Below are 13,673 nucleotides of genomic sequence, written 5' to 3' on the forward strand. Positions count from 1 at the left end.
CGTCGGCTCCGTCGTCGCCTCCCTCGTCGCCTCCCTGCGCGCCCAGGGCGACGGCGGCCTGGACCACTCCGCCCTCCTGCGCGGCGTGGAACGCCTCTCCGGTTACGACCTCAAGGGCTGAGACCCGATCATGGGGGCACGTCGCCTTCCCGCCGTACGGGCGGCCGTTGAGATCATGAAGGACGAGGGCGTCGACACCGTCTTCGGTTGCCCCGGCTCCGCGCTGCTGCCGCTGTACGCGGCGATGGAGCGGACCGGTGGCATCGCCCACCTGTCGGCGGGCCACGCCGAGGGCGCCACGCACATGGCCGACGGCTGGGCCCGGACGACCGGGAAGGTCGGCGTGGCCGCGGTGGCGGCCGGACCCGGGGCGGTCCGGTTGCTCAGCGGCCTGTACGCGGCGCAGCAGGACGCCGTCCCGCTGGTGTGCGTCACCGGTCGGGAGGCGTCCGCACCGCAGGCCCCCGCCGTACCGCTGCGGCACGCGGGGTACCGACCGCCGGACCTGGTCCGGCTGGCCGGTGCCGTCACCAAGCGTGCCGAGCGGATCGAGGACCCCGCGCGGATCCCGGGCGCTTTCCGTGAGGCGTTCCGCATCGCGCGGGAGGGCCGGCCCGGGCCCGTACTGATCGACATCCCGGCCGATCTGGCCGCGGCGGAGATCGTGTGCGGCCCCGTTCCGGTCCCCCCCTCCGCTCCCGGTGCCGGCCCGGCCCTGGTGGACGGCGTCGGGTCTCCGGCACCGGGAGCGGTGGTTCCCCTGGTCGTCCCGCCCGACCCGGCGGACGCCGGGACCCGCTGGGCCCTGGCGGAGCTCGCCGAGGTCTTCGCCGCCCGGCCGGCGGCGGACACCTACGTCGTGAGCGGTCTGCCGGAGGTCGGTGCGGTCGGCGGCGACGCCGCGCAGCGGCACCGCGTGCCCCGTCGCAGCGGCCCGCCGGGCTGGGAGGTGCCGACCGCGATCGGGGTCCGCACGGCCCTGGACTCCCGGGGCGAGCGGTCGGCGGAGGTCGTGGTGGTCGTGGACGGCAGCGGTTTCCCGCTGACGGCCGGCGAGCTGGCCGCGGCGGCACAGTACGAAGTGCCGTTCTTGGTGGTGCTGCTCGGGGACCCCGCGGAGGCCGATCCGTTCACCGACCCGGTGAAGCTCGCCGAGGCGTACGGCTGCGCGGGCCGGGACGTGCTGGACCCGGCGGAGTTCCGCTCGGCGGTCGAGTGGGCCCGCAAGGAGGCCGCCTCCACCCGCCGCCCGGTGCTGGTGGAGGTCCGCACCGCACACGCGGCGGACGCGTACGACCCAGTGCCGGTGGACCCGGTGCCGACTCGCGCGTACGGGACCTGAGCCCGTCGCCGCAGGGTTCTCCCGGGCCCGCGAAAACAAGCTTCCGGGCGGTGGTCGCGCTGACACCTGTCCTGTCGCGCCCAGGCGCGGCCGCCGTCCGGAATACCCGCACCTCAGCACCACAGATTGTTTCAACAAACTGTTGACGTTTGGTCGGAGCGCTTTCTACGCTCCGACATGCGGAAGCCAACTTCCGCGCTCTCGTACGGAAGGTCACCATGTCGAAGCCCACGCTGACGGCGCGCTTTCTCACTACGGAGGCTGGCGCCCCCGTCGCCGACAACCAGAACTCCGCCACCGCCGGCGTCGGCGGCCCGATCATCCTCCAGGACCAGCACCTGCTGGAGAAGCTCGCGCGCTTCAACCGCGAGCGCATCCCGGAGCGCGTCGTCCACGCCCGTGGCTCCGGCGCGTACGGCTACTTCGAGGTGACCGACGACGTCACCGGCTTCACCCGGGCCGACTTCCTCAACACCGTCGGCAAGCGGACCGAGCTCTTCATCCGCTTCTCGACCGTGGCCGACAGCCTCGGTGGCGCGGACGCCGTCCGGGACCCGCGCGGCTTCGCGGTGAAGTTCTACACCGAAGAGGGTAACTACGACCTCGTCGGCAACAACACCCCGGTGTTCTTCATCAAGGACCCGATCAAGTTCCCCGACTTCATCCACTCGCAGAAGCGCGACCCCTTCACGGGCAAGCAGGAGGCGGACAACGTCTGGGACTTCTGGGCGCACGCCCCCGAGGCCACCCACCAGGTCACCTGGCTCATGGGCGACCGCGGCATCCCGGCCTCCTACCGCCACATGAACGGCTACGGCTCCCACACCTACCAGTGGACCAACGCCGAGGGCGAGGCGTTCTTCGTCAAGTACCACTTCAAGACGAACCAGGGCGTCCGCAGCCTCTCCGCCGACCAGGGCGCCGAGCTCGTCGGCAAGGACGCCAACAGCCACCAGACCGACCTGCTGCAGTCCATCGAGCGGGGCGTGTACCCCTCCTGGACCCTGTACGTGCAGGTCATGCCGGCGGCCGAGGCGGCCAACTACCGCTTCAACCCGTTCGACCTGACGAAGGTGTGGCCGCACTCGGACTACCCGCTGCAGCGGGTCGGCCGGATGGTCCTGGACCGCAACCCCGACAACGTCTTCGCCGAGGTCGAGCAGTCCGCGTTCTCGCCGAACAACTTCGTCCCCGGCATCGGTCCCTCCCCGGACAAGATGCTCCAGGGCCGGCTGTTCGCCTACGCGGACGCGCACCGCTACCGCCTGGGCGTCAACCACACCCAGCTCGCGGTCAACGCCCCCAAGGCGACCACCGCCAACAACTACGGCCGGGACGGCCTCATGGCGTCGAACGCCTACGACCGCCACGCCAAGAACTACGAGCCCAACTCGTACGACGGTCCGGCCCAGACCGACCAGCCGCTGTCGGCCCCGCTGGCCGTCTCCGGCTACGTCGGCACCCACGAGGCCCCGGCGCACACCAAGGACGACGACTTCTTCCAGGCCGGTGAGCTCTACCGCCTGATGTCCGAGGACGAGAAGAAGCGCCTGGTGGAGAACATCGCCGGCGGTCTCTCGCAGGTCAGCCGCGACGACGTGATCGAGAAGAACCTCGCGCACTTCCACGCCGCCGACCAGGACTACGGCAAGCGCGTCGAGGCGCGCGTCCGCGAGCTGCGCGAGGACTGACGGGAGGTCAGTCACCTTGCGCACCCGTACCGGTCGGCCCGTTGAGGGGTGGTCGGCCGGTACGGGGAAGTAGCGCGGAGCTCCGCGGGATCCCGGGGAGATTCCAGTGCGGTGGCAGGCTCGCCCGTCAAGGAGGGCGAGCCGCCTCCCCGCCGCGGAGCCCGCCTGCTGCCCACCCCGCACCATCCACCCCTCCCACAGACTCCGTCCGACGGTGCGGGGGTATCTCCCAGCGGTAGCTGGGGGAATGTCCCGTCGCGCCCAGCTCCCGTACTGTCGGACGGGAACCACTCACAGGGCCCGGAACTCCGTACGGTCACGGATTCCGGGCCCTGTGGCATGTCCGCGCCCCCCACGCGCCCCCTCCCCCGCGCCCCACCGTGACCTCTCGGCGCATTCCCGCCCCCGGCAGGCGCCCGGGGCGAGACCATGGACGGCAAGCAGAGCCGACCGACAGCCTGCCCGACCTGCCTGGAGCCGACCATGGCCGACAGCGTGCCGGTGCGGTGCCCTACGTGCCGCCGCGAGAACGCCTTCACCCCGCCGACCTTCCCCTGCGCCTGCGGCGCCCCACTGACACTGCCGGTGCTGCGCGGTGGCGTGCCGGTCGAGATACTGCACCGCACCTGGGAAGCGTCCTGGGTGGACGTGCGGTGCGAGGTCTGCGGGCGCCAGGACGCCTGGCCGGCGCCGGAGAGCGGGTGCGCCTGCGGCACGGTCGTGCGGGTACCGGTCACCCCGACGCCCGTCGCACCGCTCCCGCCCGAACTGCCCGAGGCGGCCCCCGCCGCCGCGCCGCCGGCACGCCCCCGACCGGCCACCGGCCCGCCGCCGCAGCGCCCGGCGTTCCGCCCGGTGACCATCCGGACCGCGCGGGACTGCATCACCGCGGCCGCGCAGTACCTGAAGTGGCTGGGCTTCACCGACGTCGCCCGCGCCCAGGAGCGGACCGCCGCCGGCATCGACCTGCGGGGCAGCGGCGTGGTCGCCCAGGTCGATCCGACGACGCGGGCCACCGCCCTGCGCGAGATCGAGTGCGTCTGGCTCAACGGCCTGGCGGACTCCGCGGTCGCGGTCTTCTTCTCCCTGGCCGGCTACGCCCGCGACGCCCGCTCCCGCGCCGACGAGCTGCACGTCCCGCTGTTCGTCATGGACCTCACCGGCACCCCGCAGCCGGTCAACGACGCGGCCGACGAACTGATCACCCAGGGCGCCCGGCCGCCGGGCTGAGCCCGGCGTTCCGCCGCGGCGCCCCCGCGGCGGAAACCCGTTCGCCCCGGGCGCCGCGACCCGCGACACTGGCCTGATGATCATCCGTGTTCCGGACTCCGCCGACCTGCCCGCCCTGCGCGCCCTCGAACGCGCCGCCGGGGAGCCGTTCCGCGCACTCGGCATGGCGCGGATCGCGGACGACGAACCGCCGCCGCTGGACGTGCTGGCGCAGTACCAGCGGGCCGGTCGGGCCCTCGCCGCGTACGACGGCGCGGGGGCGGGCGAGGTGCCGCGCGGCTACCTCCTCTGGGACCCGGTCGACGGCTGCTGCCACGTCGAGCAGGTCTCCGTCCACCCGGAGCGGTCCCGGCGCGGCATCGGCCGGGCGCTGATCGACCGGGCCGAGCGGGACGGCGCCCTCCCCGCGCTGACCCTGACCACCTTCGCCGACGTGCCGTGGAACGCCCCGTACTACGCCCGGCTCGGGTTCCGCCGGCTCGCCGACGCCGCGTTGACGCCGGGCCTGCGGGCGATCCGCGCCCACGAGGCGGAGCTGGGGCTGGATCGCTGGCCGCGGGTCTGCATGCGCCGGGAAGCGGTCGCACCGGCCTGATATGACGCCCCGTCAACGATGTCGGTGGCCCGGGCCATAATGTGCCGGTGATCGATGCGAAAGCCCTCCGCGCCGCCTGTCTGGAGTTCAACGGCGCGACCGAGGAGAACCCCTTCCCCCGGCACCCCGAGGTCTCCACGTTCAAGGTCGGGGGCAAGGTCTTCGCGCTGACGTCACTGGACGCGGCGCCGCTGACCGTCAGCCTCAAGTGCGACCCGGAGCTGGCCCAGCGACTGCGGGCTGCACACCCCGAGGTGATCCCCGGCTACCACCTCAACAAGCGCCACTGGAACACCGTTTCGCTGACCGGAACGCTCCCGGACCGGATGGTGCGGGAGCTGATCGAGGACTCCTACGACCTGGTCGTCGCCTCGCTCCCGCGCGCCCAACGGCTCCTGCTGGACTGGCCGGGCGAGCGCCGCTGACCGGGCCGCGGCCCGCCAGGCGGCACGGTGCCCCGCGGTCACTCCTCCCACCGGGACCGGTCCGGCGCGGTCGCCCGCGCGGGCGGCCGTGCCGGACCGGTCAGAGGCGACCGCGGGGCACCACTGCGGACGGTCCGTCAGACCTGGGGCGGCAGGACGGCGCGGATGCCGCCCTGCGCGGTGGCCCGGGCGACGGTGTCATAGCCGCCGTTCACCGCACCGTTGCCGGCGTACTCGGCGGTGTAGCCGCCGCTGAGCACCTCGGCACCCGAGCGCGGCCGGTCGGCGTCACAGGACGCCCGACCGGCGACGTCCGTCTTCGCCACGCACAGCACCTTGCCGGTGGTGTCCTTGAAGGTGATGGTGGCGTTCCAGATCGCGTCCTGCGGGCCGGCGGCACGGGCCCGCACCAGGGTGGCGTGCAGTCCGATGACCTTCAGCGGCTTGGTGGACAGGGTGGCCTTGCCGGCGGTCAGCCGGGTCGCCATCTCGGGCACCGTGGCGGCCGGTTCGCACAGCCCCCGGTTCCAGTCGAAGAGACCGCCGGGCGCGCAGGTCGCGTGCCCGTCCTGGGCCGCCACCCGGTGCGTGACCGGGTCGCAGCGGTAGAAGCTGGCGGCACTGTCGGCGTCGACCACGGTCGGCGCCACGGTCGCCGCGTCCTCGCCGCTCGCGCAGCCGGCGGTGAGCACCTCGCGGGTGGGACCGTCCGGAGTGCCGGGCTGGACGACGTCGGCGTAGGCGGGGGCGGCGAAGCTCCCCAGGGCGGCGGCCACGGCGGCGGCAGTGGTCGCCCAACGTGCGATACGGGTCATGAATGTCCCCTCTTGACGGGAATCCCGCGGGATATCCGTCCTGGTGAACGGCCTTGAATTTTGGCCTGGTTGACGGCCTTTTGCCCCTCCCCGGAACCGGGAACGGGCCAGGTCAGGACCCTATCGGCCGGTCCGGCACGGGCCGACGGCGGCCCGGCCACCGCGGGCCGACGGCCGGATCTGGTCGAACTGCCCGTGGGACAGGGCGCGTTGGGTCCCGCACCGCTCAACGCGTCACACCGTGTCCAGGGTGTCCTGCCGGGCCGACGCGGCGGCGCTTCCCGGCACCGCCGGCGGGGGCGCCGTCCCCCACTTCGCCGCGAGCCTCTCCCGGAGTTCGACCTTGCGGACCTTGCCGCTGACGGTCATCGGGAAGGCGTCGGTGATCTCCAGGTAGCGCGGCACCTTGTAGTGCGCCAACCGGGAACGGCAGTAGCGGGCCAGTTCGTCGCGGGTGAGGGGGTCGGCGGGGTCGCGGAGGATGACGCAGGCCGCGATCTCCTCCCCGTACTTCTCGTCCGGGACACCGACGACCTGGACGTCGGCGATCTTGGGGTGGGAGTAGAGGAACTCCTCGATCTCCCGCGGGTAGACGTTCTCACCACCCCTGATGATCATGTCCTTGCTCCGGCCGACGATCCGGACGTAGCCGTCGTCGTTCATCACCGCCAGGTCCCCGGTGTGCATCCAACGCGCCCGGTCGATGACCTCGGCGGTGCGCTCGGGGTCCTCCCAGTAGCCGAGCATCACGCCGTAGCCGCGGGTGCACAGCTCGCCCGGGGTGCCGCGGGGTACCGTCGCCCCGCTCGTCGGGTCCACGACCTTGACCTCGATGTGCGGCAGCACCCGGCCGACGGTCGCGGTGCGGTGGACGAGGTCGTCGTCCCGCCGCGTCTGGGTGGAGACCGGGGAGGTCTCGGTCATGCCGTAACAGATCGACACCTCGGCCATGTGCATCTCGGAGACGACCCGCTTCATCACCTCCTCCGGGCAGGGCGAGCCGGCCATGATGCCGGTGCGCAGCGAGGAGAGGTCGTAGTCGGCGAAGTCCGGCAGGTTCAACTCGGCGATGAACATGGTGGGCACGCCGTAGAGCGAGGTGCAGCGCTCGTCCTGGACGGCGCGCAGGGTGGCGGCCGGCTCGAAGGAGGGCGCCGGGATGACGATGCAGGCCCCGTGCGTGGTGATGCCGAGATTGCCCATCACCATGCCGAAGCAGTGGTAGAAGGGCACCGGCAGGCAGACCCGGTCGTGCTCGGTGTAGCCGAGCGTCTCGGCGACCCAGTAGCCGTTGTTGAGGATGTTGTGGTGCGAGAGGGTCGCACCCTTGGGGAAGCCGGTGGTGCCCGAGGTGTACTGGATGTTGACCGGGTCGTCGGCGGTCAGCGTCTTCTCACAGGCGGCGAGCCGGGTGTGCGGGACCGCCGCACCGGCGGCCAGCAGCCCGCCCCAGGTCGGGTCGCCGAGGTAGACCACGTCGCGCAGCGCCGGGCAGTCGGCGCGCACCTGCTCGATCATCCGCCGGTAGTCGCTGGTCTTGTGCGTGACGGCGGAGACCAGCACGGTCACCCCGGCCTGCCGCAGGACGTACGCCAGCTCGTGGACCCGGTAGGCGGGGTTGACGTTGACCAGGATCGCGCCGATCCGGGCGGTGGCGTACTGGACGAGGACCCACTCGGCGCAGTTCGGTGCCCAGATGCCGACCCGGTCGCCCTTGCCGACGCCCTTGGCGAGCAGCCCGAGCGCCACCTCGTCGATCGCGCGGCCCAGTTCGGCGTAGGTCCAGCGGCGACCGCCGGCCACCTCGACCAGCGCCTCGCGAGCGCCGAAGCGGGCGATGGTGCGGGCCAGGTCGGCGCCGATGGTCCGGCCGAGCAGCGGCCGGTCCGCCGCCCCGCTCGCGTACGACAGCTCGCCGTGCGGGTGATCGGTCACCGGTGCTCCCCCTCCAGAACGGCACGGGTCTGCGGGGCGGGCGACGCGACGCCCTCACCGCCCCCACGGAACGTCAGCCGGGCCTCGCCGCGCCCCCTCGTCACCGAGGGAGCCGCCGACCCGCCGCCCTCCGGCGGCGCCTGCCCCGACAGATCCACCAACACCTTCATCAGCCGCTCCCAACGAGCCCGTCTTCAGCCATCGCTGCCGTCCACCCGCACGATGGCCCACGGCACGGGAGAACCACCCCGCGAGCCACCGGTGCGCGCCAGGTACAGCATGGCGTCGAACGGCCCCGCGTGACCCCCGGCCCGCCCACCCGTTCGCCGCACGAAGAAAGACGCGACGGGGAGGGCACGGAGACCGAAAAGGGTCTCGGTGCCCGGACCAGTGGCCCGGGCACCGAGACCCGTTGCGGTGACCTGCGCGGCTACCCGATGTGCTCAGTCGCCGTGACCACCACAAAAGGTGCCCATGGGACTGATCTGCGCGCCCGGGTTTCCCTGACCGTTGAGGGCGTTGCCCAGCAGCCCGTTGAGAATCCCGACCTGGCCGAGAATGTCGAGGTTCAGGTCCTGGCCGTAGCATCCATGGCCGCCCATTGCCGTAGCGCCCTGGGCATTGGCGGTGCCGACGCCGAGAAAACCGAGACTACCGAGGGCGGCCGCCACCACAGCAGCCTTGTGAAGCTTGCGCATTTCTCCTCCTTGGGTCGAGTGCCGCGAGCATCAAAAGATCCACATCGCGCTAATATCGGAGGTTAATCCGATATGCCGGACACCGCTCATCGGCGCTGGCATCCGTGACCCGAGACCGCCCGCCACCCCGCGCTCCGCAGGGCGAAGAGCGCAGCCCACAGGCGTTGCGGCCGGCGGCGGAGGGCCCGCCTCACGTTTGCAGTAGCCGAGGTGACGCCTCGTCGGCTCCGCCGGCCGAACGCCCGGGCCCGCCGCGCGAACCTTCCGAGACCGCTCCCCCGACCCCACTGCCGCACCGTCAGCGACACCGGGCGGACCGGGCCTTCCACCGCCTCACCCGTATGCCGCGCGACCGACCGGCCGAGGTCACCGGCCTGACGTCAGCGACCCGACGTCTCGGGCGGCGGCAGCCGGCGGACCGCGACCACCGCGGCGTCGTCGGCGAGGCGGCCACCGGCGTGGGCGAGGAGGTCCTCGCGCAGTCGGCGGAGCACGTACCGGGGGCTGCTGCCGCTCCAGGCGCCGGCCCGTTCGCTCAACGGATAGAAGTCACCGTTCGCGTTGCGCGCCTCGATCACCCCGTCCGTGTAGAGGAGCAGCAGGTCACCGGGGAGGAACGGGAAGGTGTCGACGTCGTAGTCCTGCGGGCCGTCGAAGGTCCCCAGCCCGAGGGGCAGGGCGCAGCGCCCGGGAGCAAGGCTGTGGGCCCGGCCGTCCCGCAGCAGCAGCGCGGGCGGGTGCCCACAGCTGATCGCACTCAGCTCGGGACGCCCGTCGGGAATGTCGAAGAGCGCGACCGTGGCGAACAGTTCCCCGACATCGCAGTCGGCATCGACATCGGCATCGACATCGGCATCGACATCGGCCGGGGCGGCATCCGACGTGCAACCGGCGGCCGGCCGCGCGGGAGCCGTGTCCCACTGACTGCTGTCCCAGCGGACCGCGCCGTCCAAATGGCGCGCGAGCCGGGGCAACGTGGCCTGACGGTGCGCCGCCGCCCGGAAGGCACCGAGGATCAGCGCCGTGTGACTGTACGCCGGGAGCCCCTTGCCACGGACGTCCCCGACGATCAACCGGGTGCTGACGGCCGTCCGCACCGCGGCGAACAGGTCGCCCCCCATCGCCGCCTCCTCCTCCGCCGCCACGTACAGCGAAGCGAACTCCAAGTCCCCACTGCGCACCGGCAACGGCCGCAACAGCACCTTCTGCGCCACCGCCGCCACCGAACGACTCCGCGACAGCCGCCGCTCGCTGCGCTCCCGCACCACCGTGAACAGGAACACCAACCCCGACACCACGATCAGGGCGCTGATCTGCGCGACGAAGTTCCCGGTGCCCAGGGCTCCCTGGCCCGCGGCGACGCCGAACTCGGCCGCCACCGCCAGACCGCCCATGAGTGCGGTCGGACCGGGACCGGCGAAGGCGGCGGTGAGGGCGGGGGCGGCGACCAGCAAGGGTCTGAGGTGGACTTCCGCCGGCGAAAGGGCATCCGCCACCAGGACCGCGGCGATCAGTCCGAGCGGAATCAGCATCAGCGCGCGCCCCGACTCAGGTCGTCGATGCAAGCGCGTCAGCCGTCGAATGGGCATGCATCATGCTCCCATTCGCCCGGACGATATCCGCGACACCACAAGGACGGCCCCCACCGGCCACGACACGGAACTCCCGGAAATTCCTCCCCGCCACCGCACCACCCGCACAACAACAGACTGAATTCCTTGGCCAGTTGGACAAGAACACCACACGAAAACCTGCACGAGCCCGGCTGATCATCCTCGGCTCCCCCGCCACACGCATCCGCCCGCAGCCAGCTCCGCGAGCACATCCGTGGCTTAGGATGACGGCGTTCTTTCAGGTGGGAGAACAGCGACGGTCAGCGTGTTGTCAGCCCTTCCACGCTGACCGTCACCTCCCCTGGCCGCACTCCCCGACCACCGCAATGCCGGGCCGGCCCCTCTCCATTCCTTCCCCGCGTCGAACACGACGGCTTCGGAACGTCATATAAACCATTCAGCCCACCCCTGCGGGTCGAGAACACCTCACCGCACGAAGGCAAGGGCGCCACCGCCTCGAAGGTCGCACACCGGTGGGCAAATGGGTGACCGTGCCGTGATTCCCGTTACCGGGAGCGGGGATTCACCGTTCCTCGCTGGGAGAGAACAGCGAATGGACCTCGTGGGTCCGCCGGCCGGGACGGCCCTTTCCTCCCCGGTGGTGGGCGTCCCGCGGAATCGATGTCGACAGGCGTTCGGCGCGAATCGAAGGAGTGGCGGTGGTCCGGTCCATCGACTCCTGGACCGCGTGGGCGACTTCACGATCGGCGTGGCCACGGTCCCTCGGGAGACTTCCCCCGTGGTTCACGCAGGGCACGCACACGTCGAATCCCGGGGAATTCACGTTCGCGCACTCAACACAGCGATAAATAATCAGTTTTCCATACAGGCAATGAAGGGCCGAGGGTTCCATGCGCAAGCTTCAGCAGATCGCGCTGGTCGTCGCAGCGGCTGGCGGTCTGTCCACCATCGGCGCCGGCGCCAGCCAGGCCGACGCGCCGGCCGGGTACAACGGCGCCGCGACGCCCACCGCTCCCCAACCGGACAGCCCCCAGGCCGCCGCCTGGACCGCCTCGGGCGCCACCGCCCACACCTACGGGACGCACGGCGGCCCGCAGCAGGCGGCCCCGCAGCAGCCCGCCGGTCCGCAGGCCGGCCCGCAGGTGTCGCCACAGCTCAACCCGCAGCTCAACCCGCAGCTTTCGCCGCAGGTGGCACGGCTGCTGCCGCAGTCCGGTCCGCAGGACCAGAACAACCTCTTCCGCCCGTACCAGGAGTGCAGCCCGCAGTCGTTGCTCGACGCCAACGTGCCGATCGGTCTGCTGGCCACGCCTGAGACCCACGGCTTCTCCTGCACCCAGAACAACACCCAGGCCAACGCCTTCGCGACTGCCAGGTAAGGCGGCGGCAGCGGCCCTGCCACCGTGGGCCCTTCGGGGGAATTTCCTCGAAGGGCCTTCGTGAACGACCGGCCATCCGCCCCCGCTCCTCACCAATAAAGAGGCAACACCGCCCGCGTCTCGGCCCGTTCCCGCTCAACCCCGGCCCTTAACTGCTCAGGTTCCGGGGCAACTTCCGTTTTTTCCGTCGCATATTCCGGCGCGTCGCTCAAGGTCGATTGGTATTTCGTATTAGCCTTCCCAACTGTACGAAGTCGGTACATCGCAGATCACATCTGCGGATCGCAGTCCACATCGGCTCAAACTTCCGGAGAAGAAATGCGCAAGCTTCACAAGGCCGCCGTCGTGGCTGCCGCTCTCGGTAGCATCAGCTTCCTCGGCGCCGGCAACGCGTTTGCCTTCGGCGGCCAGGGCGGCGGCCAGTTCGACATCAAGCAGGGTTCCCAGTGCCGGTCGCACGACCTGAACGTCGACGTCCTCGGCGAGGTCGGCGTCCTCAACGGCCTGCTGGGCAACGCGCTCAACGGCGAGGGCTCGCCGGGTGCGCAGTCGACTCACCTGGGCTCGACCATGGGCTGCAACAACAGCGCATTCTGAGCCGCTAGGTACCGCACAGGTCACCCATAGGGTTCTCGACGCCGAGCCGCAAGGCCGGCGTCGAGAACCTTTTTTGCGTTCTTTTTCCGAGTGTGCCGCCGCGCCACCCGTCGAGTAATTACCGATAAACATACCGATGTTGACGAGCGCACACCCCGCCGCCGTGATGGCTCGCTGCGCCGGCAGCGGCGCCGACACTCCAACTGATGTATGCCGGCGGGCAAATGGGTGACCATCCCTTGATTCCCGTTACTGGCGGCGACAATTCACCGTTCCTCGCTGGGAGAGAACAGCGAATGGACCCATGGGCCACCGACCGGTACCTCTTCGTCCGGGCGCCGGAGCGGCCTGCGGCAACCATGTCGACGAGGTCGTCCGACGCGATGCGGAGGAGAGGTGACGGGCTGCGCCGTCGCTGCCGAAGGCCGTTGGAGGGCCTCACGATTGGCGTTGTCACGGTCCGACGGAAGGCTTCCGTCCTGGATTTGCACGTGGTGCGCAAGGCGTGAAGTCCGGGATTACCTCTGTTCGCACACTCGCGTCAGCGATAAGTAATCAGTTTTCCATACAGGTAATGAAGGGCCGAGGGTTCCATGCGCAAGCTTCATCAGATCGCGCTCGTCGTCGCAGCGGCTGGCGGTCTGTCCACCATCGGCGCCGGCGTGAGTTATGCCGATGCTCCGGCCGGGTACAACGGCGCCACCACGCCCACCGTTCCGCAAGCCCCGGCTCCGCAGCAGTACGCCCCCGCACCACAGCCGGCGGCCCCCCAGCCCGCGCCGCAGTACGCCCAGCAGCCCGCCCCCCAGGCACCGGCCCCGCAGCAGTACGCCCCCGCACCACAGCCGGCGGCCCCGCAACCCGCGCCGCAGTACGCCCAGCAGCCCGCCCCCCAGGCACCGGCCCCGCAGCAGTACGCCCCCGCACCACAGCCGGCGGCCCCCCAGCCCGCGCCGCAGTACGCCCAGCAGCCCGCCCCCCAGGCACCCGCCTCACAGCAGTACGGACCGCAGTTCGGCGGCCCGCACGCCAGCGCCTGGGCCACGTCGCGCGGTGCCGCGGAGGCGTCCACCTCCCCGGGGGGCCCGCAGTCCGCCCCGCAGGCGGCTCCCCAGGCCGCACCGCAGGCCGCCCCGCAGGTCGCGCCCCAGGCGGCCCCCCAGGTGACGCCGCAGGTCGCGCCGCAGGTCGCCGTTCCGCAGGTCTTCTCACCGCAACCCGCTCCGCAGGTCAACCCGCAGATCAACCCCCAGGTCAATCCGCTGGTCAACCCGCTGGTTTCGCCGGACGTCCCGCAGGTGAACCCGGTCGGGCTCGGGCGACTGGCAGCTCCTCCGCTGGGTGCGCTCGACCTGCCCCGCATGGCCTGACCCGCCAGGACCACTCCAGGGC

13 protein-coding genes and 1 pseudogene are annotated in these 13,673 nt (G+C 71.5%); 9 read left to right on the top strand and 5 right to left on the bottom strand.

The genetic code is table 11. The annotated features are described in order from the left end of the window. The 6 genes and pseudogenes from ACLJT4_RS21795 to ACLJT4_RS21820 all read left to right on the top strand — a co-directional run. Positions 1-121: pseudogene (locus ACLJT4_RS21795) on the top strand (2-hydroxy-3-oxopropionate reductase); the annotation flags it as partial. A 9-nt stretch (positions 122-130) separates the two neighbouring features. Next, positions 131-1,342, top strand: coding sequence for a thiamine pyrophosphate-binding protein (locus ACLJT4_RS21800; RefSeq protein WP_411124297.1), 1,212 nt, complete (start codon positions 131-133; stop codon positions 1,340-1,342). A 233-nt stretch (positions 1,343-1,575) separates the two neighbouring features. Beyond that, complete coding sequence (locus ACLJT4_RS21805) at positions 1,576-3,033, top strand: catalase (protein WP_411124643.1); 1,458 nt, start codon at positions 1,576-1,578, stop codon at positions 3,031-3,033. Positions 3,034-3,516: 483 nt separating this feature from the next. Next, positions 3,517-4,263, top strand: a complete 747-nt coding sequence (locus ACLJT4_RS21810) for a hypothetical protein (RefSeq protein ID WP_411124645.1) — start codon at positions 3,517-3,519, stop codon at positions 4,261-4,263. Positions 4,264-4,339: 76 nt separating this feature from the next. After that, positions 4,340-4,858 (top strand): GNAT family N-acetyltransferase, encoded by a 519-nt coding sequence (locus ACLJT4_RS21815; protein ID WP_411124299.1) that lies wholly within the window; start codon positions 4,340-4,342, stop codon positions 4,856-4,858. A 47-nt stretch (positions 4,859-4,905) separates the two neighbouring features. After that, the gene (locus ACLJT4_RS21820) at positions 4,906-5,283 is read left to right on the top strand and encodes an MmcQ/YjbR family DNA-binding protein (RefSeq protein WP_016574273.1); all 378 of its coding nucleotides are present in this window, start codon (positions 4,906-4,908) and stop codon (positions 5,281-5,283) included. A 137-nt stretch (positions 5,284-5,420) separates the two neighbouring features. Here the strand turns inward: ACLJT4_RS21820 and ACLJT4_RS21825 are convergent, their stop codons facing one another. The 5 genes from ACLJT4_RS21825 to ACLJT4_RS21845 form a co-directional block, all read right to left on the bottom strand. Continuing rightward, complete coding sequence (locus ACLJT4_RS21825; protein ID WP_016574274.1) at positions 5,421-6,098, bottom strand: hypothetical protein; 678 nt, start codon at positions 6,096-6,098, stop codon at positions 5,421-5,423. Between the two features lie 234 nt (positions 6,099-6,332). Then, positions 6,333-8,033 carry an AMP-binding protein gene (locus ACLJT4_RS21830; RefSeq protein ID WP_411124302.1) on the bottom strand — a complete coding sequence of 567 codons (1,701 nt, stop codon included), beginning with the start codon at positions 8,031-8,033 and terminating at the stop codon, positions 6,333-6,335. Continuing rightward, on the bottom strand, positions 8,030-8,203 hold the full coding sequence (locus tag ACLJT4_RS21835) for a hypothetical protein (RefSeq protein WP_411124304.1): 174 nt from the start codon (positions 8,201-8,203) through the stop codon (positions 8,030-8,032). Before ACLJT4_RS21835 ends, ACLJT4_RS21830 begins: the two co-directional genes overlap by 4 nt. A 273-nt stretch (positions 8,204-8,476) precedes the next feature. Next, entirely contained in the window at positions 8,477-8,731 is a 255-nt protein-coding gene (locus tag ACLJT4_RS21840) for a hypothetical protein (RefSeq protein WP_411124306.1), read from the bottom strand. A gap of 380 nt (positions 8,732-9,111) precedes the next feature. Continuing rightward, entirely contained in the window at positions 9,112-10,263 is a 1,152-nt protein-coding gene (locus tag ACLJT4_RS21845; protein ID WP_411124308.1) for a PP2C family protein-serine/threonine phosphatase, read from the bottom strand. Positions 10,264-11,195: 932 nt separating this feature from the next. On the opposite strand from ACLJT4_RS21845, the gene ACLJT4_RS21850 reads away from it, so the two are divergent. From ACLJT4_RS21850 to ACLJT4_RS21860, 3 genes are all read left to right on the top strand, one after another. After that, the gene (locus ACLJT4_RS21850; RefSeq protein ID WP_233657932.1) at positions 11,196-11,684 is read left to right on the top strand and encodes a hypothetical protein; all 489 of its coding nucleotides are present in this window, start codon (positions 11,196-11,198) and stop codon (positions 11,682-11,684) included. Positions 11,685-12,002: 318 nt separating this feature from the next. Then, positions 12,003-12,281 (top strand): hypothetical protein, encoded by a 279-nt coding sequence (locus tag ACLJT4_RS21855; protein WP_411124310.1) that lies wholly within the window; start codon positions 12,003-12,005, stop codon positions 12,279-12,281. Between the two features lie 593 nt (positions 12,282-12,874). Next, positions 12,875-13,651: a hypothetical protein gene (locus tag ACLJT4_RS21860; protein WP_411124312.1), complete on the top strand. Its 777-nt coding sequence runs from the start codon at positions 12,875-12,877 to the stop codon at positions 13,649-13,651. The last annotated feature ends 22 nt before the right edge of the window (positions 13,652-13,673 follow it).

This window comes from Streptomyces sp. x-19 (genome assembly GCF_046549115.1).
Classification (GTDB): domain Bacteria; phylum Actinomycetota; class Actinomycetes; order Streptomycetales; family Streptomycetaceae; genus Streptomyces; species Streptomyces albulus_C.

Bases quoted from the DNA above. Each gene is read 5' to 3' on its own strand.
- ACLJT4_RS21855 (WP_411124310.1), top strand. From the start codon at position 12,003: ATGCGCAAGCTTCACAAGGCCGCCGTCGTGGCTGCCGCTCTCGGTAGC.
- ACLJT4_RS21810 (WP_411124645.1), top strand. From the start codon at position 3,517: ATGGCCGACAGCGTGCCGGTGCGGTGCCCTACGTGCCGCCGCGAGAAC.
- ACLJT4_RS21815 (WP_411124299.1), top strand. From the start codon at position 4,340: ATGATCATCCGTGTTCCGGACTCCGCCGACCTGCCCGCCCTGCGCGCC.
- ACLJT4_RS21860 (WP_411124312.1), top strand. From the start codon at position 12,875: ATGCGCAAGCTTCATCAGATCGCGCTCGTCGTCGCAGCGGCTGGCGGT.
- ACLJT4_RS21835 (WP_411124304.1), bottom strand. From the start codon at position 8,203: ATGAAGGTGTTGGTGGATCTGTCGGGGCAGGCGCCGCCGGAGGGCGGC.
- ACLJT4_RS21840 (WP_411124306.1), bottom strand. From the start codon at position 8,731: ATGCGCAAGCTTCACAAGGCTGCTGTGGTGGCGGCCGCCCTCGGTAGT.
- ACLJT4_RS21825 (WP_016574274.1), bottom strand. From the start codon at position 6,098: ATGACCCGTATCGCACGTTGGGCGACCACTGCCGCCGCCGTGGCCGCC.
- ACLJT4_RS21800 (WP_411124297.1), top strand. From the start codon at position 131: ATGGGGGCACGTCGCCTTCCCGCCGTACGGGCGGCCGTTGAGATCATG.
- ACLJT4_RS21850 (WP_233657932.1), top strand. From the start codon at position 11,196: ATGCGCAAGCTTCAGCAGATCGCGCTGGTCGTCGCAGCGGCTGGCGGT.
- ACLJT4_RS21845 (WP_411124308.1), bottom strand. From the start codon at position 10,263: ATGCTGATTCCGCTCGGACTGATCGCCGCGGTCCTGGTGGCGGATGCC.